This is a genomic window from Micromonospora humi (assembly GCF_900090105.1).
GTDB classification, from domain to species: domain Bacteria; phylum Actinomycetota; class Actinomycetes; order Mycobacteriales; family Micromonosporaceae; genus Micromonospora; species Micromonospora humi.
In genome coordinates this window covers 35077-59269 of the sequence record NZ_FMDM01000022.1, presented here as the reverse complement: position 1 = coordinate 59269, position 24193 = coordinate 35077, and the positions used below count along the sequence as shown (strand labels likewise).

Below are 24193 nucleotides of genomic sequence, written 5' to 3'. Positions count from 1 at the left end.
CGGATCGGTCCAGATCACTCGCGTGGCCGGGTCCTCCAGGTTGTGGCAGTGTTGCTACGTGCCACCCACACCACCGGACCAGCTCGCCGTGCCCCAACTGCACCGGGCCGCGCGCATCGAGGACGCACTGCACGGCCTGGTGGAACGCCGGCTGCGGCGCACCGGATGGCAGCCCAACATCATCGCGTACGCCGGGTACGGCGCACCCGGCTGGGCGCGGGTGCTCTGCCGGGTGTTGCTGGGCCGCCCCGACACCCGTCGCGGCCGGCTGGAGAAGGTCCGCGGCTGGCGCAGCTTCGCCACCCTCCCGGCCAAGCACGCCCAGGTCACCATCGAGGTCAACGGCGTGCGCCAGGAGGTGACCGCGGACCGCAGCGGCTTCGTGGACACCGTCGTCAAGGGCGACTTCACCCCCGGCTGGGGCTGCGTACGCCTCGCCGTCGCCGACGCCGAACCGGTGGAGGCGCTGGTCCGCATCCTCGACCCGACCGTGCGGTTCGGCGTCCTCTCCGACATCGACGACACGGTCATGGTGACCGCGCTGCCCCGACCGATGCTCGCCGCGTGGAACACCTTCGTGCTCGACGAGCACGCCCGCACCGCGGTGCCCGGCATGGCGGTGCTCTACGAGCGCCTGGTCACCGCCCACCCGGGCGCGCCGGTCTTCTACCTCTCCACCGGCGCCTGGAACGTCGCGCCGACGCTGACCCGGTTCCTCTCCCGCCACCTCTACCCGGCCGGGCCGCTGCTGCTCACCGACTGGGGGCCGACCGCCGACCGCTGGTTCCGCAGCGGCCGCGAGCACAAGCGGGCCACGCTGGCCCGTCTGTCGCGGGAGTTCCCCGAGGTGCGCTGGCTGCTCATCGGCGACGACGGGCAGCACGACCCGGAGATCTACCGGGAGTTCGCCGCCGCCCACCCGGACAACGTGGCAGGCGTGGCGATCCGGCGGCTGTCGCCGACCCAGTCGGTGCTGGCCGGCAGCCTGCCCGCGCCGGCGGAGCGTTCCTCGTCCGGCCCGGTGGGGCAGAAGTGGCTGAGCGCCCCCGACGGCGCCGGCCTCTGGAAGCTCCTCCGCGAAGCCGACCTGGTCTGACCGGTCCCTGCCGCCGTCCCGTCCCTCAGGGGTGAGACGCCCGATGGATCATGAAGTTGACTGCCTTGTGGATCTCCACGGGGGCGGTCAACCTCATGATCGATGCCGGCTGGCCGGCTGGCCGGGGTTGGGGTCAGCGGGGGGTGGGGGGCGGTGTCGGGCTGGCGGTGCCGGAGTCGGGTGCGCAACCGGGGATCCGGGGGTCGGCCACCTGGTACACCTGAGCCTTGCCGCCCTGAGCCGCCCCTCGGCCCGGCCCGGCGCTCTGGCCCTGACCCGGGATCAGACCCGCGTCCGCGCCCGGTTGCCCGCCCGCGGCGTTCTCGTCCGCTTCGTCGGCTCCGCCTGTCGCGGCACCCCGATTCCGGTCGGCTGCCTGGCCCGCGCCCTGCTCCTGGCCCGCGCCCTGCTCCTGGCCCGCGCCCTGCTCCTGGCCCGCGCCCTGCTCCTGGCCCGCGCCCTGCTCCTGGCCCGCGCCCTGGTCTGCCTGGCGGGCTGCGCGAATCTGCTGGATGAGGGCCCGGAGCTGCTGGATCCGTGCCCGGATCTGCCGGATCCGCTGCGCCACCCGGTTCCCGGCGTCACCGGCCTGCTCACCGGCACCCGCCTCGCCCTGCTGGCCGTCGCTGGCCTGATCGCCCGAGCTGGCCCGGTTCCCGCCGTCGGCCCGGCCCCCGGAGCCCGTCTGCTCGTCACCACCGGCCGGGTCGCCGGGGCCGGTCCGGTCGCCGGTCTCGGCCTGGTCGCCCGTGCCGGGCTGCGGGTCGTTCTGGTCCGTACCGGCCTGCGGGTCTGCGTTCTGCTGGTTCGCGTCGCCCGGCTGGGCAGCCTCTCCGCCGCCCGCCTGTTGGTCGTTCCGACCGGCAGCGGCCTGCTGCCTCGCCTGCCGCGCCGCCTGCACGATCGCGGCGATCTGCCCGATCAGGCCTCCGACCGCGTTGATGATGCCCGCAGCCCGCCCCGCGGCCCCGGTTCCGCCGTCCGCGGCCCCGGTTCCGCCGCCCGCAGGTCCGGTTCCGCCGCCGGTGGCGCCGGTCCCGCCGCCGGTGGCGCCGGTTCCGCCGCCGGCCTGGGCCCGCTGGGCGCCCTGTGCGATGCCGCGGATGCCGCCGACGATGCCGCCCAGCCGCTGTACGCGGGCCTCGGTCAACCGCGGGTCGACCAACTGGCCGGAGCGTTCACCGGCCATCTGTTCGGTGACCGCCCACGCGCGGTCCAGTTCGACCGCCATCGCCTGGTCCCACGGCACGCCCGGGCAGGCGGCGCGGGCGACCTCGACCGTGCCCGCGCAGCCGGCGGCGGACCGGTGCTGCCGAATCTGGTCGACCACCGCCCTCCGGTCGGCGATCCGGTCGGCCGACCCGGCGTCCGGGTTGCGGCGCTGCTCCGCCAGCACGGTCAGGTTGGCCCGCAACGCGTCGTCCAGGCCGGCGCAGTTCTCCGCCGCCTGACCGGTGCCGGTGGCCACCGCGAACGCCGCCCCCGCGGTGACCGCCAGCGCCACCCCGCCCGCGATCTTCCGGTTCCGGGAGTGGGCCACCGCCCCGCGTCTCCTGGTCGTGCTCCTGCTCCACCCCATCGAAGCTCCTCCGCCTCGTCGTGACACGGCTGCCCGGCATCCACCCAGGGGTACGGTGGGCCGCCCGCCGCCGGTTCATGAGGACGGTCGGCGCTGGCAGAGAGTGATCGGAAGGGGTGACTGGCGTCACGCTCGGTGACACGGCGAGAAAGATGATGACCGTCGGGCGGTATACCTGTCAGTCATATTTATGCCTCACAGGTATGCCGCTCTCCTGCGAGTGGCCCGGAGCCGCGACTACGGAGCGTGTCAGTCCTGGCGGAGCCAGAGCACGCCCAGCGGCGGCACCCGCAGCGCCACCGACGCCGGCATCCCGTGCCACGGCACGTTCTCCGCGTGCACCGCACCGAGGTTGCCCACCCCCGACCCGCCGTAGTGGTGGGCGTCGGTGTTCAGCGCCTCGGTCCACGTCCCGCCGGCCGGCAGGCCGATCCGGTAGTCCTCCAGCGGCCCCGCGGAGAAGTTCGCCACGCAGACGAGCGTCCGGCCGTCGGGGGCGATCCTGATGAACGACACCGTGTTGTGGGCGACGTCGTCGCCGGCGATCCAGCGGAAGCCGGCCGGGTCGGTGTCCTGCGCCCACAGCGCCGGCGTGTCCCGGTAGACGCGGTTCAGGTCGGCGACCAGGCGTTGCACGCCGGCGCGGGCCGGGTCGTGGGTGAGGTACCAGTCGAGGCCGCGTTCCTCGCTCCACTCGCGGTCGTCGGCCAGCTCGCAGCCCATGAAGAGCAACTGCTTGCCCGGGTGCGCCCACATGTACGCCAGCAGCGCCCGCACGGTCGCCAGCCGCTGCCAGGTGTCGCCGGGCATCTTGCCGGCGAGGGACCCCTTGCCGTGCACCACCTCGTCGTGGCTGATCGGCAGCACGTAGTTCTCGCTCCACGCGTACGCCAGGGAGAACGTGAGCTGATGGTGGTGGTGCTGGCGGTAGATCGGGTCCTTCGAGGTGTAGAGCAGGGTGTCGTGCATCCAGCCCATGTTCCACTTGAAACCGAAGCCGAGCCCGCCGTCGGACGTCGGGCGGGTGACCCCCGGCCAGGCGGTGGACTCCTCGGCGACCATCACCACGCCCGGATGGTGCCGGTAGGCGGTGGCGTTGACCTCCTGGAGCAGCGCGAGGGCCTCCAGGTTCTCCCGGCCGCCGTGCACGTTCGGGGCCCACTGCCCGTCCGAGCGGGAGTAGTCGAGGTAGAGCATCGAGGCGACCGCGTCGACCCGCAGCCCGTCGACGTGGAACTCGTCGAGCCAGTAGAGCGCGTTCGCGACCAGGAAGTTGCGCACCTCGTTGCGACCGAAGTCGAAGACGTACGTGCCCCAGTCGGGGTGCTCGCCGCGACGCGGGTCGGGGTGCTCGTAGAGCGGGGTGCCGTCGAAGCGGGCGAGCGCCCACTCGTCCTTCGGGAAGTGCGCCGGCACCCAGTCGAGGATCACGCCGATGCCGGCGGCGTGCAGTCGGTCGACCAGGTGGCGGAAGTCGTCCGGGTCGCCGAAGCGGGCGGTGGGCGCGTAGTAGCCGGTGACCTGGTAGCCCCACGAGCCGCCGAACGGGTGCTCCATCACCGGCAGGAACTCCACGTGGGTGAAGCCCATCTCGGTGACGTACGCGGTCAACTGCTCGGCCAGCTCGCGGTAGCCGAGGCCGGGACGCCACGAGCCTAGGTGCACCTCGTAGACGCTCATCGGCTCCTCGTGCGGCCGCCGCGCCGCCCGGCGCGCCAGCCAGTCCGCGTCGCCCCACTCGTACCGGGAGTCGTGCACCACCGACGCGGTGGCCGGCGGCACCTCGGTGCGGGTGGCCATCGGGTCGGCCTTGTCCCGCCACTGCCCGTCGGCGCCGAGGATGCGGTACTTGTAGCGGCTGCCGGCCGGCACGCCGGGCACGAAGATCTCCCACACCCCGCTGGAGCCGAGCGAGCGCATCGGCCAGCCGTCGTCCGGCCCCCAGCCGGTGGCGTCGCCGACCACCCGGACGCCGCGCGCGTTGGGCGCCCACACGGTGAACGCCACGCCCTCGTCGAAGACCCGGGCGCCGAGCGCCGCCCAGAGCCGCTCGTGCCGCCCCTCGCCGATCAGGTGCAGGTCCAGTTCGCCGAGCGTGGGCGGATAACGGTACGGGTCGTCGAGCGTCGCGCCGTCCACCTCGACCCGGTAGTCGTGTACCTCGCCGGGGAGCACCGCCTCGAACACACCGGCGTCGTGCACCCGCTTCGTCGGGTGCCGCTCGCCGTCGACCAGCAGCGTCACCTCGCCCGCGCCCCGGCGCAGCGTGCGGATCGTGGTGCTCCCGTCGGCCGGGTGCGCGCCGAGCACGGCGTGCGGGTCGTACGCCTCACCGGCGATCAGCTGGTCCATCGTGCGTCGTCCTTCTCGGCCGGTGCGGTCGGTGCGGTGCCGCCGGACAGCTCGGCGGGTACGTCCTCGACGGTCAGGTCGGGCGCGGCCGGGTGCGCCGGCTCGTCGGCGGCCGGCGGCGCTGGGCGGCGCACCGTGAGCACGTGCGCCGGTTGCAGGTACGGGTCGAGGCGCACCGCGTTGCGCTGCCCCCAGTCGTACTCGGCGCCGGTCAGCTCGTCGCGCACGGTGAACCGCTCGTGCCAGTCGAAGCCGAGCGCCGGCATGTCCAGCGTGGTGTTGCCCCACTGCACGGCGCGGGAGTCGAACGAGCAGACCACGAGCACCGTGTTGCCGGTCTGCGGGTCGTGCTTCGACCAGCACAGCAGCGCCGGGTTGTCGATGTCGTGGAAGCGCAGGTTGCGCAGCTGGTGCAGGGCCGGGTTCTCGTTGCGGACCCGGTTGAGGGTGGTGATGAACGGCGCCAGGGACCGGCCGCGGGCCAGCGCGCCGTCGAAGTCCCGGGGGCGCAGCTCGTACTTCTCGTTGTCCAGGTATTCCTCCGCGCCGGGGCGGGCGACGTGCTCGAACAGCTCGAAGCCCGCGTACATGCCCCAGGAGGGGGAGAGCAGCGACGCCAGCACCGCCCGGATCTTGAACATCGGCGGCCCGCCGTGCTGCAACGAGGAGTGCAGGATGTCGGGTGTGTTGGGCCAGAAGTTCGGGCGCATCCAGTCGGCCGAGGCGACCAGTTCCTCGCAGTACCGGCGCATCTCGGCCGCCGTCGTGCGCCAGGTGAAATAGGTGTACGACTGGGTGAAGCCGATCTTGCCGAGCCCGTGCATGATCGCCGGGCGGGTGAACGCCTCGGCGAGGAACAGCACGTCCGGATCGACGCCCTTCACCTCGGCGATCAGCCAGTGCCAGAAGTCGAACGGCTTGGTGTGCGGGTTGTCGACCCGGAAGATCTTCACGCCCTCGCCGACCCAGTGCAGGACCACCCGCAGCACCTCGGCCCGGATGCCCTCCGGATCGTTGTCGAAGTTCAGCGGGTAGATGTCCTGGTATTTCTTCGGCGGGTTCTCCGCGTACGCGATGCTGCCGTCGGCCCGGGTGGTGAACCACTCCGGATGCTCGGTCACCCACGGGTGGTCCGGCGCGCACTGCAACGCCAGGTCCATCGCCACCTCCAGGCCCTGCTCGGCGGCGGCGGCGACGAAGTCGCGGAAGTCCGCCGGCGTACCCAGGTCGGGGTGGATGGCGTCGTGGCCGCCCTCGTCCGCGCCGATCGCCCACGGCGAGCCGACGTCGTCCGGCCCGGCGGTGAGCGCGTTGTTGCGGCCCTTGCGGTTGACCCGGCCGATCGGGTGGATCGGCGGCAGGTAGAGCACGTCGAAGCCCATCGCGGCGACGCCGGGCAGGCGGTCCAGCGCGGTGGTGAACGTGCCGGAGCGGGCCGGCGCGTCGACGGTGGCCGGGATCGCGCCCTCGGAGCGGGGGAAGAACTCGTACCAGGCGGAGAAGAGCGCGCGCGGCCGGTCCACCCACAGGACGCGCTCGTCGCCGGTGGTGACCAGCTCGCGCACCGGGTGCTCCCAGAGCAGGTCGGCCAGGTCGAGCGCGGCGCTGACCCGGCGCGGCAGGCTCTCGGCGTCGTCGGTCAGCGCCCGCGCGGCCGCGCGTACCCGATCGCGGTCGGCTCTCGGCACCAGGTCGAGCGCGGCGGTCAGCACCCGCGCGCCCTCGGCCAGGTCGTTCGCCAGCTCGGCCGGGCCCTGGCCGGCGGCGAGCTTCTTGGTCACCGCGTTCTGCCAGGTCAGGTAGGGGTCTTGGAACGCCTCGACGGTGAACCGCCACTCGCCGACCGCGTCCGGGGTGATGGTGGCGTGCCAGCGGTCCTGGCCCGGCTCGCCGGGGCTCATCCGGGTGAACGGGCGGGCCGCGCCGTCCGGGCCGAGCCAGACCACGTTGCAGCCGAGCGCGTCGTGGCCCTCGCGGTAGGCCCGGGCCGACACCGGTACGACCTCGCCGACCACCGCCTTGGCCGGATAGCGACCGCAGGCGACGACGGGGGAGACGTCTTCGATCGGGAACCGTCCAGTCACCCGCCCAACCTACTGCGCGAGATCCTCTCGCGCTCGGCGGCAACCCGAACGCGCTCAGGCTCGATCGAACCGTCGGCGCGCGGCCAACACCTCGTCCAGGTGACGCCGGCTCCACCGACAGAAGCCGTTGATCGTGTCGTGCACGTCCCGCCCGGCGGTGGTGAGCCGGTACTCGGTCCGAGGCGGCAGGGTCGGGTGAGCCGTCCGGTGGACCAGCCCCTGCCGTTCCAACTGCCGCAGCGTCACGGTGAGCAACCGGTGGCTGATGCCGGTCACCTGTCGGTGCAACTCGCCGAAGCGGGGCGCGTCCGCGCCGATGGCCTCGATCACCGGCAGTGCCCACTTGGTGCCCACCACGGCGAACACCTCCCGGGCGACCGCCTCCACCCGCGCCAGATGGGTGGCCGCCGGCAGGCCTTCGACCTCATCCACTCGGTGAACCCCGCTCACGTGAACCGCCTCTTACCAAAAAGTGCGTACTTTACCTGGTCGGACCCGTCGTCCTACGGTCTGGCCGGAACCTTGACGAGGGAGAGAAGCGTGACCGTGCTGAAAACGTACGCCCGGCTGTGGGTGGACGACCTGGACACCTCGCTGCCGTTGCTGCGGACCCTGGCCGGAGCGGAACCGGATCTCCGGTTCGGGTTCGGCGCGATCGAACTGGCCGCGATCGGTGACTTCCTGGTCATCGCCGGTCCAGCCGCGGAGCGGGCCAACTACGCGCACGCCTCGGCCACCGTGATCGTCGACGACCTGGACACCGTCGTCGCGGAACTGGACGCCGCGGGTGGTGAGGTCACCACACCGGAGGCGGCCAGCCCGACCGGTCGTTACCTGTACGCCCGGCACGCGGGCGGCGCCGAGATCGAGTACGTCGAATGGGTACCCGACCTGGTGGACCGGATCGTCAACCACGTCCCGCCGCGTTGATCCTCCACCGCGCGGAGCGGCCGGCCGCCGCGCCTAGCTCGTCCGCCGCGCGACGAACACGAACTCCCGGTCGGGGCGGTCGGGCGCCTGGCGCACGTCGAGCACCCGGTAGCCGTTGCTGATCAGGCTCGACTCGATCTCGTCGCGGTCGCGGAACCGCAGTGTCGAGTCGGACGTGATGACCGCCCCGTCGGCGAGGAACCGGTAGGTGAAGCGGAAGGAGACCAGCGGCAGGTCGATCGCGGTGACCTGGGACCGCCGTTCCACCGGACCGACGCCCGAGACGTCCCGGACGACCGGGCCGGTGTCCGCGATCCACTCCTCCCAGGCGCGATGCTCCGGCCGCCGGGTCTCGAAGACGAGGTACCCGCGCGGGCGGAGGGCGGCGTGGATGCCCCGCAGTGTCCGAGCCCAGTCGCTGTCGGTCAGGAAGACCTGCGCCACGTTCCCGGTCATCGCGGCCAGGTCGGCGTCGAGCGTCGGCAGCGCCGTGGCGTCGCCGTGGATCCAGCGGACCCGGCCGGCCTCGTCCGTGGTCCGCGCCGCGTCCTTGGCCCGCGCGACGGCGAGGGACGCCTCGGCCGGGTCGACGCCGACGACGGTGTGACCGTGCCGGGCGAGCAGGACCGCCAGCGATCCGGTCCCGCAGCCCACGTCGAGCACCGTGCGCGCGCCCAGCTCACCGGCGATCGCGAGATAGGCGGCCAGGTCGTCGCGATCGTCGTCGAAGGCGTCGTAGATCGGCGCGAGGCGCGGATGGGCGAAGATCGCATCGGGCATCCGGCGACCCTAACCACCGCGTCGGGCGCGCGACACCTGTTAAAAGGGGGCCCCGCCTCTGCCGGAAGCGTTAAGCGGGGGCCCCTCCTTGCACCGAGTCGTAGACGGCGAGCGTCTGCTCGGCGATGGCGGGCCAGGAGAAGTGCTCCACCGCGCGCCGGCGGCCCGCCGCGCCGAACGCGGCGATCCGCGCCGGGTCGGCCAGCAGCTCGTTCATCCGCGCCGCCAGGTCGGCCACGAAACGCTCCGGGTCCAGCGGGGTGCCGGAGCCGTCGCCGGCCTGCTCGATCGGCACCAGCAGGCCGGTCTCGCCGTCCGCGACCACCTCGGGGATGCCGCCGGTGGCGGTGGCGACCACCGCCGTCTCGCAGGCCATCGCCTCCAGGTTGACGATGCCCATCGGCTCGTAGACGGACGGGCAGACGAAGATCGTGGCGTGCGTGAGCACCTGGATCACCTCGTGCTTGGGCAGCATCGCCGCCACCCAGACCACCCCGGAGCGCGTCGCCCGCAGCTCGGCGGCCAACTCCTCCACCTCGGCGCCGATCTCCGGGGTGTCCGGCGCGCCGGCCAGCAGCACCAGCTGGGTGTCGGCGGGCAGCTCGCGGGCCGCCCGCAGCAGGTAGGGCAGCCCCTTCTGCCGGGTGATCCGCCCGACGTAGACCACACTGGGTCGGGTCGGGTCGATGCCGAGCCGGTCGAGCACGTCGGTGCCGTGGTCCGGGGCGTACTGCGCGGTGTCGATGCCGTTGTAGACCACCCGGACCCGGTCCGGGTTCACCTGCGGGTAGGCGGTGAGCACGTCGCGGCGCATGCCCGCGCTCACCGCGATGATCGCGTCGGCGGCCTCGAACGCGGTCCGCTCGCACCAGGAGGAGAGCGCGTAGCCGCCGCCGAGCTGCTCGGCCTTCCACGGGCGCAGCGGCTCCAGGCTGTGCGCGCTCACCACGTGCGGCACCCCGTGCAGCAGCTTCGCGGTGTGCCCGGCCAGGTTCGCGTACCAGGTGTGGCTGTGCACCAGGTCGGTGCCGGCGGTGCCGGCGGCCATCTCCAGGTCGACGCCCATCACCCGCAGCGCGGCGTTCGCGCCGGCCAGCCCGGCCGGCTCGGCGTACGCGGTCACGCCCGGCTCGTCGCGCGGCGCGCCGAAGCAGTGCACCCGCACCTCGGCGAGCCGGCGCAGCTCCCGGGCCAGGTATTCCACGTGCACCCCGGCGCCGCCGTAGACCTCCGGCGGGTATTCACGGGTGAGCAGGTCGACGCGCAACGGTGCCATGCCCGCACCCTAGTGCAGCGCGCCGGATCGCACCGGGTGCGCAAGTGCGCCGTCCGAGTGGTGAAGTCGCTTCGGGGTGGATAGCGTCTGACCATGGCTGCCAAGGTGCTCGCGATCGTCCTGGCCGGCGGGGAGGGCAAGCGCCTCATGCCCCTGACCACCGACCGGGCGAAGCCGGCCGTCCCCTTCGGCGGGATGTACCGCATGGTCGACTTCGTCCTCTCCAACCTGGCGAACGCCGGCTTTCTCAAGATCGTCGTGCTGACCCAGTACAAGTCCCACTCTCTGGACCGTCACATCACCAAGACCTGGCGGATGTCGACGCTCCTCGGCAACTACGTCACGCCGGTGCCGGCGCAGCAGCGCCGCGGCCCGTGGTGGTTCGCCGGCTCGGCCGACGCGATCTACCAGAGCTTCAACCTGATCAACGACGAGCAGCCCGACCACGTGATCGTGTTCGGCGCGGACCACATCTACCGGATGGACCCCCGGCAGATGGTGGAGGACCACATCGCCTCCGGCGCCGGGGTGACGGTGGCCGGCATCCGCCAGCCGCTGTCGATGGCCGACCAGTTCGGCGTGATCGAGGTCGGTGAGGACGGCAAGCGGATCCGGGCGTTCCGGGAGAAGCCCACCGACGCGGTGGGGCTGCCCGACTCGCCCGGCGAGATCTACGCCTCGATGGGCAACTACGTCTTCAGCACCCGGGCGCTCTGCGAGGCGGTGGAACGCGACGCGGCGGACAAGAGCAGCAAGCACGACATGGGCGGCAGCATCATCCCGATGCTCGTCGAGCGCGGCGAGGCCAACGTCTACGACTTCAAGGACAACGAGGTGCCGGGCAGCACCGACCGCGACCGCGGCTACTGGCGCGACGTGGGGACGCTCGACTCGTTCTACGACGCGCACATGGATCTGATCAACGTGCACCCGGTGTTCAACCTCTACAACTTCGACTGGCCGATCTACACCGAGCAGCCGCCGTACCCCCCGGCCAAGTTCGTGCACGCCTGGGGCGAGCGGGTCGGCCGGGCGGTCAGCTCGATGGTCTCGCCCGGCTCGGTGATCTCCGGCTCGCTGGTGGAGAACTCGATCGTCTCGCCCAAGGTCAAGGTGCACTCCTGGGCGCATGTCGACGGCGCCGTGCTGATGGAAGGTGTCGAGATCGGCCGGCACGCGGTCGTCCGGCGGGCGATCCTGGACAAGAACGTCTACGTTCCGGAAGGCGCCGAGATCGGCGTCGACCTGGAGAAGGACCGCCAGCGCTACACCGTCTCCGACAACGGCATCGTCGTCATCGGCAAGGGCCAGCGCGTCGAGCCCTGACCGGCCCCACCCCATCTCCCGAGGAGGATCCCGCAGTGGCCCACCCCCGTGCCGGGCAGCCCGCCGAGCCCGCCGACCTGGTCGACGTGCCCCGGCTGGTCACCGCCTACTACGCCGAGCACCCGGACCCGAGCGACCCGGCGCAGCAGGTCTCCTTCGGCACCTCCGGGCACCGCGGGTCGAGCCTGCGCAACGCGTTCAACTCCGACCACATCCTCGCGGTGACCCAGGCGCTCTGCGACTACCGGCGGGAGCAGGGCCTGGACGGGCCGCTGTTCCTCGCCCGGGACACCCACGCGCTCTCCGCGCCGGCCGAGGCCGACGCGCTGGAGGTGCTCGCCGCCAACGACGTCACCGTGCTGCGGGACAGCCGCGACGGCTACACCCCCACCCCGGCGTTGTCGCACGCGATCCTCACCCACAACCGGGGTCGCACCTCCGGCCTCGCCGACGGCGTCGTGATCACCCCGTCGCACAACCCGCCGTCCGACGGCGGGTTCAAGTACAACCCCACCAACGGCGGCCCCGCCGACACCGACGTCACGAAGTGGATCCAGGACCGCGCGAACGCCATCCTCGCCGCCGGGCTCAAGGAGGTGAAGCGCATCCCGTACGCGCGGGCGCGCGCCGCGGACACCACCGGGGAGTACGACTTCCTCGCCCACTACGTCGACGACCTGCCCGCCGCGCTGGACATCGACGCGATCCGGGACGCCGGGGTGCGCATCGGCGCCGACCCGATGGGCGGGGCGAGCGTGGCCTACTGGGGGGAGATCGCCGAGCGGCACCGCCTCGACCTCACGGTGATCAACCCCGAGGTGGACCCCACCTGGCGGTTCATGACCCTCGACGGCGACGGCAAGATCCGGATGGACTGCTCCTCGCCGAACGCGATGGCCTCGCTGATCGCCGCCCGCGACAGGTTCCAGGTCTCCACCGGCAACGACGCCGACGCCGACCGGCACGGCATCGTCACGCCGGACGGCGGCCTGATGAACCCCAACCACTACCTGGCGGTGGCGATCGGCCACCTGTTCCGTACCCGGGAGCGGTGGAGCCCGGCCGCGGCGGTGGGCAAGACGCTCGTCTCCTCCTCGATGATCGACCGGGTCGCGGCCGACCTGGGCCGCACGCTGCTGGAGGTGCCGGTCGGGTTCAAGTGGTTCGTGCCCGGCCTGCTCGACGGCTCGGTGGGCTTCGGCGGCGAGGAGAGCGCCGGCGCGTCCTTCCTGCGCCGCGACGGCAGCACCTGGACCACCGACAAGGACGGCATCCTGCTCTGCCTGCTCGCCGCCGAGATCATCGCCACCACCGGACGGACGCCGAGCGAGCACTGGGCCGAGCTGGCCGAGAAGTTCGGCGCGCCGGCCTACGCCCGGATCGACGCCCCGGCCGGGCGGGAGGAGAAGGCGGTCCTGGCGAAGCTGTCGCCGGAGCAGGTGAGCGCGACCGAACTGGCCGGCGAGCCGATCACCGCGGTGCTGACCAGCGCGCCGGGCAACGGCGCCGCGATCGGCGGGCTCAAGGTGACCACCGAGTCGGGCTGGTTCGCCGCCCGCCCGTCCGGCACCGAGGACGTCTACAAGATCTACGCCGAGTCGTTCCAGGGCCCGGAGCACCTGGCCCGGATCCAGGAGGAGGCCAAGTCGCTGGTCGACGGCGTGCTCGGCGCCTGAGCGTCACCGGGGCGGGGGCAGCTCACGGCGGTTGAGCTGCTCCCGCAACCCGTCCGGCAGCAGCTCGCGGAGCTGGTCGGGCAGCAGCGGCAGGTCCAGCAGGCTCAGCTTGAGCTGGTTGCGTTCCTGGTAGCGGCGCGGGTCGAGGCGGACCACCTGACCGGCGTCGCGGACGTAGCGCACGTGCACCGAGCCGCCGGTCGCCGCCTCCCGGATCAACAGCCCGTCCATCTCCACCGCCACCGGCGCCGAGTCCGGGCGCAGCTCCAGGTGCACGCTCTCGTGCGGGGAGAGCAGCACCGAGCGGGAGATCCCGGCCATCGGGGCCGACGGCGTCACCACCAGCGCCTCCGTCGCCGGCGAGATCAGCGGCCCGCCGGCGGCGTAGCTGTACGCGGTGGAGCCGGTCGGCGTGCTCACCACCAGCGCGTCACAGCGGTAGTAGCCGTACTGCTGGCCGTCCACCGCCAGGGTGGCGGTGACGAAGCCGGCTCCGGGCTGGCGGACCAGCGCGATGTCGTTGAACGCCACCACGTCGTCCCCGCACACGTCGCAGGCCAGGCAGGCGTGCGACTCGACGGTGAAGTCGTGCGCCACCAGCCGTTCCAGCGCCCGGGGCAGGTCCGGCGGCTGCACCTCGACCAGGAAACCCACCCGGCCCAGGTGCACCCCGAGCACCGGTTTCGGGTCCCGCACGGCCATCCGCAGCGCGCCGAGCATGGTGCCGTCACCGCCGATGCTGATCAGCGCGTCGCAGCGGGCGGCCAGCTCGGCGGCGGCCACGGCCTCCACCGACGACGGCACCCGGTGCCGGTCCTCGACCCGGACGGCCAGGGTCTTGCCGTGCCGGGCGGCCCAGCTCGCGATCATCTCCACCACCTCGGAGACGTCCCGGGTCGGATGCAGCACCAGCCCGAACACATAGCCCGCCACCGGTACAGCTCACCACAGCGGCGGGTGGGACCGCCGCGTATCCGGGAGGTGGGGCGGCGGCGGGTCAGACCGGGGTCACGAAGACGAGTTGCTCGCCCGCCCACGGCTCGGTGATGCCCCGACGGCGCAGGAGCGTGAGCCCGCGGGACTCGACTGCCTTGACCAGGTCGTCGATCCTGTTCCAGGCGGTGGCCGCCCAGGCGTCGAAGGCCACGTCGGCGGTGCCCTGCTGCGCTTCGACGACGAGTCGTCCACCGGGCTTCAGGACCCGTCGGATCTCGTCAACCGTGCGGTCCAGGTCGAGGGCGTGGTCCAGGGCGTTGCAGTAGGCCGCGTCGACGCAGCGGTCCGGGAAGACCAGGCGGTGGAAGTCGCCGGGCAGCACCCAGGGGTTCTCGTCACCGGGGTTCAGGTCGATTCCGACAGCGAAGGCGCCGACGTCGTGGAACGCCTTGACCTCGGTGCCGAGGCGGGCGGCGAGACACAGCACCGAGAGGCCGGACCAGCTCTCCTCCGCCAGCCGGTCGGCGAGCGCGACGCGGAACGTGCGGTCGTACTCGGACAGGTCCAGCAGCGCCAACTTGCTGCGCTGGTGCGCGACGTACGCGTCGTAGGAGCGGTAGCTGCGGCTGGTGATGGGTCGTTCGTCGTCGGCCGACTGCCGGGAACGGCCGTCCCGGAGGAACCAGGCGATGCCCGCCCAGCTCCGGCGGTCGAGCAGCATCTGGGTGGTCCGCGCGGGTCGACGGACCGCGTTGTGGACGGCGCGGGCGAGAGTGCGCGGGCTCATCGAGCTCCTTCCGGCGATCCCCGTGCTGTGGATCACCCTTCCGTGGCGGCGGGTCAGTCTCGGCCCCGCTCTCCTGTCGCCCTGCTCAACGGCCCGGTGGGCACCTCGGCAATGGGTCCTCCCACGGTCTGGCCGCTTTTGCGTCACTTGGGCACTTGTGTCTCGTTGCACCGAGGTCAGGTGCCGTACCCCGCGGACGCCGGCGGAAGCGGTGATCGCAACGTCGAAAGGGCGGCAGGATGAAGGTCGTGGTCACGGGTGGTGCCGGATTCATCGGCTCCAACCTCGTCTCCGTGCTGTCCCGTGGCACCACGGTCCGTGAGATCGTCGTGGTGGATGATCTCTCCACCGGGTCACCGGACAACCTGGCCGCGACGCCGGTCGACCTCCGCGTGGGTTCCATCCTCGATCGGGGCCTGCTCGAGCGGGCGGTGGCGGGTGCGGACGCGGTCGTGCACCTCGCCGCGCTGGGCTCGGTGCCCAGGTCGATCGACGACCCGCTGCGCAGCCACCACGTCAACGCCACCGGCACGCTCACCGTGCTGGACGTGGCGCGTCGCCAAGGTGTCGGCCAGGTCGTCGTCGCGTCGTCCTCGTCGGTCTACGGCGGCAACCCGGTCCTGCCCCGCACCGAGGCGTTGCGGCCGATGCCGGTGAGCCCGTACGCGGTCTCCAAGCTCGCCACCGAGGCGTACGCCACCGCCTTCGCCGCCTGCTACGGCCTGCGCGTGCTGCCGTTGCGCTTCTTCAACGTCTACGGCCCGCGGCAGGCGGCCAACCACGTCTACGCGGCGGTGGTTCCCCGCTTCGTGTCGGCCGCGCTCGCCGGCCGGCCGTTGCACGTGCACGGCGACGGCCGCCAGACGAGGGACTTCACGTACGTGGGGGGCGTCGTCTCGGTGATCGTCGACGCGTTGTCGCGCGCCGTCCACACCCCGGACGCGGTCAACGTGGCCTTCGGGGCGCGCATCTCGTTGCTGGAGCTGATCGCCGAACTCGAAGCCGTGCTCGGTCGCCGCCTGGCCGTCGTGCACGAACCGCCCCGCGCCGGCGACGCCCGCCACTCGCAGGCCGACTGCACCCGGCTGCGGGAACTGTTCCCGCAGGCCGGGGCGATGCCGATCAGCGAGGGCTTACGACGCACCGTCGAGTGGTACGCGACGCGGAGCACGCACCAGGTTGTTCCGGTGGGCTGACGTGCCGCCGTTCGTTGGGAAGCATCACGGGGGAGAGGTCATGCACGTAGTCATCATGGCGGGCGGCAAGGGCGTACGGCTTCGGCCCTACACGTCCGTGCTGCCCAAGCCGTTGGTGCCGATCGGCGACAACTACGCGATTCTCGAGATCGTCCTGTTGCAACTGGCGGCTCGCGGTTTTCGTCGGGTCACACTCGCCATCAACCACCTCGGCTCGCTGATCCGCGCGTTCGTGGGTGACGGCTCCCGGTTCGGGCTGGAGGTCGACTACCTCGAGGAGCGGACGCCGCTGTCGACGATCGGGCCGCTGTTCAGCATGCGCGCCAGGCTGCCGGAGCACTTCCTGGTGATGAACGGCGACGTGCTGACCGACCTGGACTACGCCGACCTGTTGGACACGCACGTCCGCGCCGGAGCGCCGCTCACCGTGGCCACCTACCAGCGCAGCGTGAAGATCGACTTCGGCGTCCTCGAAGCCCAGGGCGGAAAGGTCACGAGTTTCACCGAGAAGCCCGTACTCCACTACCGGGTCAGCATGGGCGTGTACGGGGTGTCCGCCCGTGCGGTGGCCGACTATCCGGTCGGTCAACCGTTCGGCTTCGACGAGTTGGTGCTCGACCTGCTGCGCAAGGGCGAGCCGCCGGCCAGCTACGACTTCGACGGATACTGGCTGGACATCGGTCGTCCGGAGGACTACGACGAGGCGAACCGGCGCTTCCACGAGATCGAGTCCCGGCTCCTGCCCGCCGAGACGGCCGTCCGTTCGTGATGCGTACCCTCCTGATCGGCGCGTCCGGCTTCATCGGCCGTCAGGTTCGCCTGGTCCTGGAGCCTCTCGGGCAGGTGATCTGCCCGCCGCGAGGGCAGTTCGATCTCCGGTGCGGCACGGTCGACGAGGTGTGCGAGCTGGTCCGGGCGACCCGGCCGACCGCCGTGGTGAACTGCGCCGGGGCGACCACCGGATCCTCAGAGCACCTGCTGTCGGTCAACGCCGTGGCCACGGCGAAGCTGATCGAGGGCCTCGTCCGCTCGGGTGTGGAGGCCAGGCTGGTGCGGCTCGGTTCGGCCGCCGAGTACGGGCCGATCAACCACGGAAGCGCGGCCGACGAGGGCTTCCCGGCACGGCCGGCCTCGCCGTACGGCGTGAGTCACCTCGCCGCGACGGCGCTCGTCGAGCAGGCGACCCGGGACGGCGGGCTCGACGGCGTCGTCCTGCGGGTCTTCAACCCGGTGGGACCCGGCATGCCGAGTGGAAACCTGTTCGGGCGGGTGGCCGACCAGATGCGCCGCCACGGCACGTCGGGCCTCCTGCGGACCGGGCCGTTGACGGCGTACCGCGACCTCGTCGACGTCCGCGACGTCGCGGAGGCGGTGCGCGCCGCCGTCTGCGCCGACCGGCTCCGACGGTGCGTCGTCAACGTCGGCAGTGGCCGTCCCGTGCTGATGCGCGACGCCGTCCGCCAGCTCATCCGGATCGCCGGTTTCACCGGGACCCTGGTGGAGGACGGCGAGCCCCCGGCCCGTTCCTCCGCCACGAATTGGACCTGCGCCGACATCAGGTTGGCGAAGGAGCATCTCGGTTGGTCGCCCCGGCGCGACCTGACCGAGTCGCTCGACGGTGTCTGGTCGGCCGCCACGGCGCCCGACGACGCCGAGCCGCTACCGAGCCTGGCCTAGCGGCGAGACCCACTCATCCGACGAGGAGCAGTCACTATGCACACAACGGCGGGCCGAGGGCTCGTAGCGGTCACCGGCGCGGGAGGGTTCATCGGCTCACACCTGGTCGAGGCACTCGTCTCCCGGGGTCACCGGGTCCGCGCCTTCGTCCACTACAACGGGTCCGGCTCCCACGGCTGGCTCGACACGCTCGCGGCGGACCAGCTTGCCCAGGTGGAGGTCGTGGCCGGAGACATCCGGGACCGCGGCATGGTGCAGCGGTTCGCGGACGGCGCCGAGGTGATCTACCACCTGGCCGCACTCGGCGGCATCCCGTACTCCTACCTCGCGCCCCAGTCGTACGTCGAGACGAACGTGACGGGCACGCTCAACGTGCTGGAGGCGGTCCGGTCCGGCGGCTGCGGACGTGTCGTGGTGACCTCCACGAGCGAGGTGTACGGCACCGCGACGAGCGTGCCGATGGACGAGTCCCACCGGCTCCGTGGCCAGTCGCCCTACGCAGCCTCGAAGATCGGCGCGGACAAGATCGCGGAGAGCTACCACCTCAGTTTCGGCACCCCGGTGGTGACCCTGCGCCCGTTCAACACCTACGGTCCACGTCAGTCGACCCGAGCCGTGATCCCCACCATCATCAGCCAGTTGGCGACCGGCGCCGGCCGGGTCGAGCTGGGCGCCCTCGACACCACCCGCGACCTGCTGTACGTCGGGGACACCGTCGCCGCCTTCATCGCCGCGGGTGAGGCTCCTGCGGACGCGGTCCTGGGCGGCGTCTTCCAGGCCTGCACCGGGCGCGAGACGTCGGTGGGGGACCTCGTCTCCAAGATCGCCGCCATCTTCGGCGTCACGCCGGTCGTCGAGGTGTCCGACGCGCGCCTGCGTCCCACCACGTCAGAGGTCGAGCGGCTCCTCGGCGACAACCGGCTGATCCGGGCACGCACGGGTTGGCAGCCGACCACGAGCATCGAGGACGGGCTGAAGACGACGGTCGAGTGGTTCGCCGATCCGGCGAACCTGCGCCTCTACCGCGCCGACCGCGCTGTCTGACAGCACGCCCCGTCGGAACTCGGCGGCGGCCGGTCGCGAACCGGCGGGTGTGCGACCCGCTCGGGCGACCGGTCGCCGCCTCGTCGTGTCCCGACGTCGCGCGGTGCCGGTACCCCGCTCAGCGCACGCCCAGCCGATCGGGTGGCGGGAGCGGGGTCAGGGCCGGAGCCTGGGGCCGGGTCCGCAGCGCCAGCCAGAGCACGAGCATCAGTGGCAGCACCTGTTTGGCGAGGTACCAGGTGACGTTGTCCAGGTCGCTGCCGTGGAACAGGATCAGCCCGACACAGAGCGCCGGGGTCACCAGCTTCGGGAGGAGGTCCTGGTTCTGCTGGGCACGCCGATAACAGCGCCGCATCCATCGCACCGCCAGCCCCAGCACCAGGAACGACGCGATGCCGCCGAGGTAGCCGAAGTTGAGGATCGCCTCGCCGGTCAGGCCGAAGATGCGTGACGACCGCTGCCCGCTGGCCCACGCCCCCGAGCCGTACAGCATGTCGGTCCCGACGACCGACTTGGACGGAGGGCGAGCCTCGGCCGGCAGGATGCGCGGCGGTACGAGGAACGCCACGTCGCCGAGGTAGGTGATGCCGTTGCCGGAGGGCGCGTACCCCTCCCGCTGGCGATGAAGTGCCAGTGCCTGGACGTCGGACCGGCCCAGGTCCGCCAGCACCATCGTCGGCAGGTCCCGCCCGGTCTCGTCCTCGAGATCCTGGGTGGTCCGCTGCCCCTTGAACAGGCCGAGCATGTCGGCCCCGGCGTCCTTGTACAGTCCACCGACGTACATGAAGAGGCCGAACACCAGCAGGCAGGTCAGCAGCGCCCGACGGGAGACCCGTACGACGACCAGGTGCAGCATGATCAGCCCGAGCAACACCGGCCAGATGGTGTTGCTGCGGGCACCACGGGCGCCGCCGGCGGCCACCTGCATGACGACGAGCACGGTCAACAGCAGGTACGCCCAGCGTGGGTGGGCGGCGAGCCACTCACGCCACCGGACCACCACCACCGCGAAGATCAGCGGCGGGAAGGACTCGCCGATGATGACGAGCCAGCCCAGGCCGCGTGTGCGGTCGGTCAGGTTGTAGCGGTCCGCCATGGTGGCGAGATAGCCCGAGAAACCACCGAACTTGGCGAGGATGAGGGCGAAGGCGCCGAGACTGATCATGATCGCCACGGAACCCACCAGGACGAACAGCGAGCGGTCGACCTGACGCTGCCGCGCCGACCAGGGAGTGACCCTGGTCGGCTGGTGCAGCACCACCCGGTAGATCATCAGGCCGACGGTGTTGAGGACCGCCATGATCCCGAGCGCCGCTCGCCAGTCCGGTGGGGGCGCCACGTACGGGGCCCAGTAGTCCCAGACGACGTGGAGAAGCGGTGCGGCGTAGAAGAAGTGCACCCCGAAGAAGCCGACCAGCGCCTGCGGGTCGAACTTGTCCGTCTCGCCGCGCAGGCACCGCACGGCGTCGACGCCCACCAGGATCCCGGACGCAGTCACCGGTACGACGTACCAGTGCCGGAGCCGAGGATCGAACGAGACCAGCATGGTGGTCAGCACCACCAGGGGCACGGCGGTGAAGGCCCAGGCGGTGAGGCCGTCCCGGCTCCGGGTCGACACGGGCGCTGGGCTACCGAGTGCGGGTCGGGCGGCAGGTGGGCTGAGAGTCGTCATTCGAGGTCCGTTCGTTTGCTGACAGCGGCCGTGACGAGCACGGGCGCCTCTTCGACCGTCGCGAGCCGTGGACGTTGGAGCAGCCTGCGCCGGTATGTCCGCCAGGCGACGAGCGACATTCCGGCGTAGGCGATCAGGCACGACAGGGCGGCTCCCCAGACGCCCCAGACCGGGATGGAGAAGAGGAACAGGGCGACCGCCGCGAGTCCCCCCGCCAGCCCGATGGATCCGCCGACACGGGCCCACCCACCGCCCAGCATGCCGCGACTGGCCACCGTGAAGGGGGCGAACGAGACTTCCGCGACCAGCAGTACCAGGAGGACACCGTGCGCCCGCGCGAAGTCCGGCCCGAACATCGGACCGAGCAACAACCAACTCCCGCCGGCGATCACCAGCGCGGCCACGACGGCGCAGGCGACGCCGATGGCGGTCATCCGTCTGGCGCGGCCGATCCCGGCGCCGATGGCGGTGTCCCGCATCAGCATCTGGCCGATCGCGGCCGGGACCAGCCGCGGCAGTTCGCTCAGGGTCGAGATCAGGGAGTAGACGCCCACCGCGGCCGGCCCGACGACTGCGCCGAGGATGTAGCGGTCGGCCTTCAGCGTGATCGCCAGCCCGACCGTCAGTCCGAGTGACGGGCTTCCGGACCGCAGCAGGTCGACCACTGTGCGTCGGTCCGGACGGTCGAAGCGGAGCAGGCCTCGACGGCGCAGCAGGTAAGCCTGCGCCAGTGCGGCGAGCGACATCCCGCTGCCCTGCCCGATCACCAGGGCGGTGGCGCTGCGGCTCACCGTCGCCGCCACCAGCAGCGCGACCAGTCCGGTGGCCGCGACCACGGTCGCCCAGACGCTGCCGGCGCGAAACTCGCCGGCGGCGTACCAGGGTTCGGTGAACTGGCTGAAGGCCACGTAGCCGAACGTCACCGCGACCATGCCGAGGAGAAACGCGGGACGACCGAGTTCGGTCGCGATGAACCGGGACGAGATCACGGAGAGCGCGACCGCGATCAGCGCCGACGCGATCGAGCCCACCACTGTGGTCCAGCTGAACGAGGCGAGCAGTCGGACCCGGTCGGCCCCCCGGGCCGTGGGGAGTCGGGCCCGGAGATGGATCCCGCTCCCCATGCCCGCGAGGAGCGCCACCGTGCTGCCGAGCGCGGTGCCGACCACCATCACGCCGCGGCCGTGCGCACCCAGCAGACGGGTCGCCACCACCGAGGCGGCCGCGAAGATGGCCGCCTGGGCGATGCTGGAGCCCGTCATCACTCCGACCGAGGCGCGCAGCTGGGTCACCGCGCGGCCCCGCGGGCGAGGCCCCTGCTCGTGGCCTGACGGACCGCCTGGTAGAAGGTTTCCCGCCGGGGTTCGAGCGACCGGGCGGAATAGCATCTGGCCCGTGTCACGTTGCGCGCGGAACTGAGCGCCATCCGGGCGGGGTCGGACACCATCCGGCGGATCGCCTCGGCCAGGCGCGGCGGGTCGTTCGGCGGCACCAGGTCGTCCGCGGGTAACAGCTCCGGAATGCCGCCGACCGCGCTGGCGATCGCGGGCAGGCCACGGGCCATCGCCTCCAGCAGCGCGCGGGGTAACCCCTCGGTGCGGGACGGCATGACGAAGAGGTCCGCCGCGTCGAGTCTGGCCTGCAGGCCCTCGGTCGTCGGCACCCAACCGGCGAACGTGAACCGGTCGATGATCCCGCGGCGGACGGCCAGGTGCTCCAGGTGGGCGCGATAACGGCCGGTGCCCACGTGCACCACGCGCACCGGAAAGCCGGCACGCGTGAGCAGGCCGACGGCGTCGATGAGAGTGTCCACCCCCTTGTAGAGCCGCTCGAGCGTGCCGATGGAGACCAGGGTGGGCGGGGTGGCGAAATCCGACTCGTGCCGGGGCGCGGTGAACGCCGACCCCGGAAGGTCCACCGAGGAGACGGCCAGCGACGGAGCGTCCGGACCGGCCGGATAGCGGTTCTGCAGCGCCCGCTCGGTCTCGTAGGCCACGGCGACGGCCGAGCGGCAGTGCCGGCGCAGCGAGTGGGCGAAGTGGTGACGAAGCAGGGGGCGCAACGGGTGACGGTCGACACCGGGGGCGAAGACGTCGTACGGGTCCCCGATCACCTCGACCGCGTACGGCAGGCGGTGGCGCGTGCGGGCGCTCGCGACCAACGCGCCGATCGGCGACGGCATGCGGAGGATGACCGCATCCGTCGTCGTCGCGGTGGCCTGGAGAGACTGGGTGATCGCCATCCGATGGCGGACGTACTCCAGCGGGCCGACGTAGTGCGGCACCGCGCACACCTCGACGCCCTCGCCGTTGACCGGGGCCGCGCCGCCCGGAGCGACCGGCTGGTCCAGCACCCGGGCGACCACCCGGACCCGGTCGAAGACGGCGAGATACCGCTGCCACGTCCCGTACGTGGGGGCGAACTGGGTCCAGACCATCCCGTCCGGGGTCCTGATCAGCCTGGACTCGACAGTTACGGTGACATTCACCTCGTGCTCCTCTTACGCGGATGGCGGCTGTCCGGCCTGCCCTTCGGACCGGTCAACCCGGTCGGGACACCGGCGCTCATGCCGTGGTGGTGCGGGTCTTCTCGGCGACCGAGGACCGGAACGTCCGGTAGAACTCGTCCCGACGGGGGGTCAGGATGTCGGTGGCGAAGTCACGGGCCCGTGTGAGGTTCCGCGCCGAGGCTGCCGCCATCCCGGTCGGATCGTTCAGCATGCTGCGGATCCGTCCGGCGAGCGCCGCCGGATCGTCCGGGGGCACCAGGTCCTCCGGCTCCAGCAGCTCCGGTATGCCGCCGACCCGTGACGCCACGGCCGGTAGCGCACGAGCCATCGCCTCGATCAACGCGCGGGGCAGGCCCTCGGTGCGGGACGGCAGGACGAAGAGGTCGGCGGCGTCGAGCTGCCGGCGGACCGGCAGCCCGCTCGGTGACGCACCGGGAAAGTGGACATGGTCCGAGACGCCCAGCCGTTGCGCCAGGTGCTGCAACCGGGGGCGGAGGGGCCCGTCGCCGAGGTGTGTCACCTCGACCTCGGTGCCGTCCCGAGCGAGCAGGGCCACCGCGTGCAGGAGGACGTCGATCCCCTTGTAGGGACGGGACAGGGCGCCGACCGAGACGAGCGCCGGCCGCGACGCCGGCGGTCGGGCCGGACGGGCGTGCGACACGTAGGCCTCGGACGGCAGGTAGATGCTGGAGTACGCCGACACCGGCGTGCCCGGCCGCGTCGGGTAGCGGTCCTGGAGGGCCCGCTCGGTGACGTACGAGACAGCGCTCGCCTGCCGGCACTGGTGCTGCATCCGGCTCGTGTACCAGTGCCGTAGCAGGGGGCGGAGGGGATGCCGCACCACTCCGGGGGCGAACACCGCCGCCGGGTCACCGACCACCTCCAGCGCGTACGGCAGCGCCCGCTGCTCGCGCTGTCTGGCGAGCAGGGTCCCGATGAGCGACGGCACCCGCAGGATGACCGCGTCCGATGGACCGGCGGCGTCGACCATGCTGCGCACGGCGGCCCGGCGCACCGTCAGGTACTCCCGCAGTCCGACGTAGTACGGAACCTGCCAGACCTCGACCTGCGGGCCGTCGACCCTGCTCGCGCCGGCACCCGCACCGTCCACGTCCTGGACCCGGGCCACCAGCCTCACCTCGTCGAAGGCGGAGAGATATCTCGTCCAGAACCCGTACGCCGGCCCGTCGACCGTCCAGACCGATCCGTCGGGTGTGCGGGAGTAGCGGGCCTCCGCGGTGACCACGACCCTCATCGCGCCGGCCCCCCTCGC

At 72.1% G+C, this 24193-nt stretch carries 20 protein-coding genes; 8 read left to right on the top strand and 12 right to left on the bottom strand.

The window, feature by feature from the left end:
• Positions 1–22 precede the first annotated feature (22 nt).
• The gene (locus tag GA0070213_RS29080; RefSeq protein ID WP_091071680.1) at positions 23–1096 is read left to right on the top strand and encodes an App1 family protein phosphatidate phosphatase; all 1074 of its coding nucleotides are present in this window, start codon (positions 23–25) and stop codon (positions 1094–1096) included.
• 133 nt (positions 1097–1229) lie between these two features.
• Here the strand turns inward: GA0070213_RS29080 and GA0070213_RS31765 are convergent, their stop codons facing one another.
• The 4 genes from GA0070213_RS31765 to GA0070213_RS29060 all read right to left on the bottom strand — a co-directional run bounded on the left by GA0070213_RS31765 (position 1230) and on the right by GA0070213_RS29060 (position 7543).
• The gene (locus GA0070213_RS31765; protein WP_091071678.1) at positions 1230–2636 is read right to left on the bottom strand and encodes a hypothetical protein; all 1407 of its coding nucleotides are present in this window, start codon (positions 2634–2636) and stop codon (positions 1230–1232) included.
• A gap of 288 nt (positions 2637–2924) precedes the next feature.
• The gene (glgB, locus tag GA0070213_RS29070) at positions 2925–5027 is read right to left on the bottom strand and encodes a 1,4-alpha-glucan branching protein GlgB (RefSeq protein WP_091071675.1); all 2103 of its coding nucleotides are present in this window, start codon (positions 5025–5027) and stop codon (positions 2925–2927) included.
• Positions 5015–7111: an alpha-1,4-glucan--maltose-1-phosphate maltosyltransferase gene (locus GA0070213_RS29065; RefSeq protein ID WP_091071673.1), complete on the bottom strand. Its 2097-nt coding sequence runs from the start codon at positions 7109–7111 to the stop codon at positions 5015–5017. The genes glgB and GA0070213_RS29065 overlap by 13 nt, the downstream gene beginning before the upstream one ends.
• Positions 7112–7165: 54 nt before the next feature.
• Positions 7166–7543, bottom strand: a complete 378-nt coding sequence (locus tag GA0070213_RS29060; protein ID WP_091071670.1) for a winged helix-turn-helix transcriptional regulator — start codon at positions 7541–7543, stop codon at positions 7166–7168.
• A 108-nt stretch (positions 7544–7651) separates the two neighbouring features.
• Here GA0070213_RS29060 and GA0070213_RS29055 point away from each other — a divergent pair, with 108 nt between their 5' ends.
• Positions 7652–8041 (top strand): VOC family protein, encoded by a 390-nt coding sequence (locus GA0070213_RS29055; RefSeq protein WP_091071667.1) that lies wholly within the window; start codon positions 7652–7654, stop codon positions 8039–8041.
• Positions 8042–8074: 33 nt separating this feature from the next.
• Here GA0070213_RS29055 and GA0070213_RS29050 read toward each other — a convergent pair whose 3' ends face one another.
• Positions 8075–8821 (bottom strand): class I SAM-dependent methyltransferase, encoded by a 747-nt coding sequence (locus tag GA0070213_RS29050; RefSeq protein ID WP_091071664.1) that lies wholly within the window; start codon positions 8819–8821, stop codon positions 8075–8077.
• A 70-nt stretch (positions 8822–8891) separates the two neighbouring features.
• Positions 8892–10097 carry a glycogen synthase gene (glgA, locus tag GA0070213_RS29045; protein ID WP_091071662.1) on the bottom strand — a complete coding sequence of 402 codons (1206 nt, stop codon included), beginning with the start codon at positions 10095–10097 and terminating at the stop codon, positions 8892–8894.
• Positions 10098–10190: 93 nt separating this feature from the next.
• Here glgA and glgC point away from each other — a divergent pair, with 93 nt between their 5' ends.
• On the top strand, positions 10191–11423 hold the full coding sequence (gene glgC, locus GA0070213_RS29040; RefSeq protein WP_091071659.1) for a glucose-1-phosphate adenylyltransferase: 1233 nt from the start codon (positions 10191–10193) through the stop codon (positions 11421–11423).
• A 35-nt stretch (positions 11424–11458) separates the two neighbouring features.
• Positions 11459–13099, top strand: coding sequence for a phosphoglucomutase (alpha-D-glucose-1,6-bisphosphate-dependent) (gene pgm, locus GA0070213_RS29035; RefSeq protein ID WP_091071656.1), 1641 nt, complete (start codon positions 11459–11461; stop codon positions 13097–13099).
• Between the two features lie 3 nt (positions 13100–13102).
• Here the strand turns inward: pgm and GA0070213_RS29030 are convergent, their stop codons facing one another.
• Together GA0070213_RS29030 and GA0070213_RS29025 are read right to left on the bottom strand one after the other, a co-directional pair.
• Positions 13103–14032 carry an NAD(+)/NADH kinase gene (locus GA0070213_RS29030; protein ID WP_091071654.1) on the bottom strand — a complete coding sequence of 310 codons (930 nt, stop codon included), beginning with the start codon at positions 14030–14032 and terminating at the stop codon, positions 13103–13105.
• 64 nt (positions 14033–14096) lie between these two features.
• Entirely contained in the window at positions 14097–14822 is a 726-nt protein-coding gene (locus GA0070213_RS29025) for a class I SAM-dependent methyltransferase (RefSeq protein ID WP_091071652.1), read from the bottom strand.
• Positions 14823–15061: 239 nt separating this feature from the next.
• Between GA0070213_RS29025 and GA0070213_RS29020 the strand changes: the two genes are divergently transcribed.
• From GA0070213_RS29020 to GA0070213_RS29005, 4 genes are read left to right on the top strand one after another with little or no spacing between them, the layout of a single operon-like run.
• Entirely contained in the window at positions 15062–16018 is a 957-nt protein-coding gene (locus GA0070213_RS29020) for an NAD-dependent epimerase/dehydratase family protein (protein WP_091071649.1), read from the top strand.
• A gap of 40 nt (positions 16019–16058) precedes the next feature.
• Entirely contained in the window at positions 16059–16787 is a 729-nt protein-coding gene (locus GA0070213_RS29015) for a sugar phosphate nucleotidyltransferase (protein WP_091071647.1), read from the top strand.
• The gene (locus tag GA0070213_RS29010) at positions 16787–17695 is read left to right on the top strand and encodes an NAD-dependent epimerase/dehydratase family protein (protein WP_091071645.1); all 909 of its coding nucleotides are present in this window, start codon (positions 16787–16789) and stop codon (positions 17693–17695) included. The genes GA0070213_RS29015 and GA0070213_RS29010 overlap by 1 nt, the downstream gene beginning before the upstream one ends.
• A gap of 36 nt (positions 17696–17731) precedes the next feature.
• Positions 17732–18739 carry an SDR family NAD(P)-dependent oxidoreductase gene (locus GA0070213_RS29005; protein WP_091071643.1) on the top strand — a complete coding sequence of 336 codons (1008 nt, stop codon included), beginning with the start codon at positions 17732–17734 and terminating at the stop codon, positions 18737–18739.
• A 118-nt stretch (positions 18740–18857) separates the two neighbouring features.
• Here GA0070213_RS29005 and GA0070213_RS29000 read toward each other — a convergent pair whose 3' ends face one another.
• The 4 genes from GA0070213_RS29000 to GA0070213_RS28985 all read right to left on the bottom strand — a co-directional run bounded on the left by GA0070213_RS29000 (position 18858) and on the right by GA0070213_RS28985 (position 24175).
• Positions 18858–20357 (bottom strand): hypothetical protein, encoded by a 1500-nt coding sequence (locus tag GA0070213_RS29000; RefSeq protein WP_091071641.1) that lies wholly within the window; start codon positions 20355–20357, stop codon positions 18858–18860.
• A 50-nt stretch (positions 20358–20407) separates the two neighbouring features.
• Positions 20408–21799 (bottom strand): oligosaccharide flippase family protein, encoded by a 1392-nt coding sequence (locus GA0070213_RS28995; protein ID WP_091071638.1) that lies wholly within the window; start codon positions 21797–21799, stop codon positions 20408–20410.
• Positions 21700–22899: a glycosyltransferase gene (locus tag GA0070213_RS28990; protein WP_091071635.1), complete on the bottom strand. Its 1200-nt coding sequence runs from the start codon at positions 22897–22899 to the stop codon at positions 21700–21702. The genes GA0070213_RS28995 and GA0070213_RS28990 overlap by 100 nt, the downstream gene beginning before the upstream one ends.
• A 76-nt stretch (positions 22900–22975) precedes the next feature.
• On the bottom strand, positions 22976–24175 hold the full coding sequence (locus tag GA0070213_RS28985) for a glycosyltransferase (protein WP_091071633.1): 1200 nt from the start codon (positions 24173–24175) through the stop codon (positions 22976–22978).
• Positions 24176–24193 lie beyond the last annotated feature (18 nt).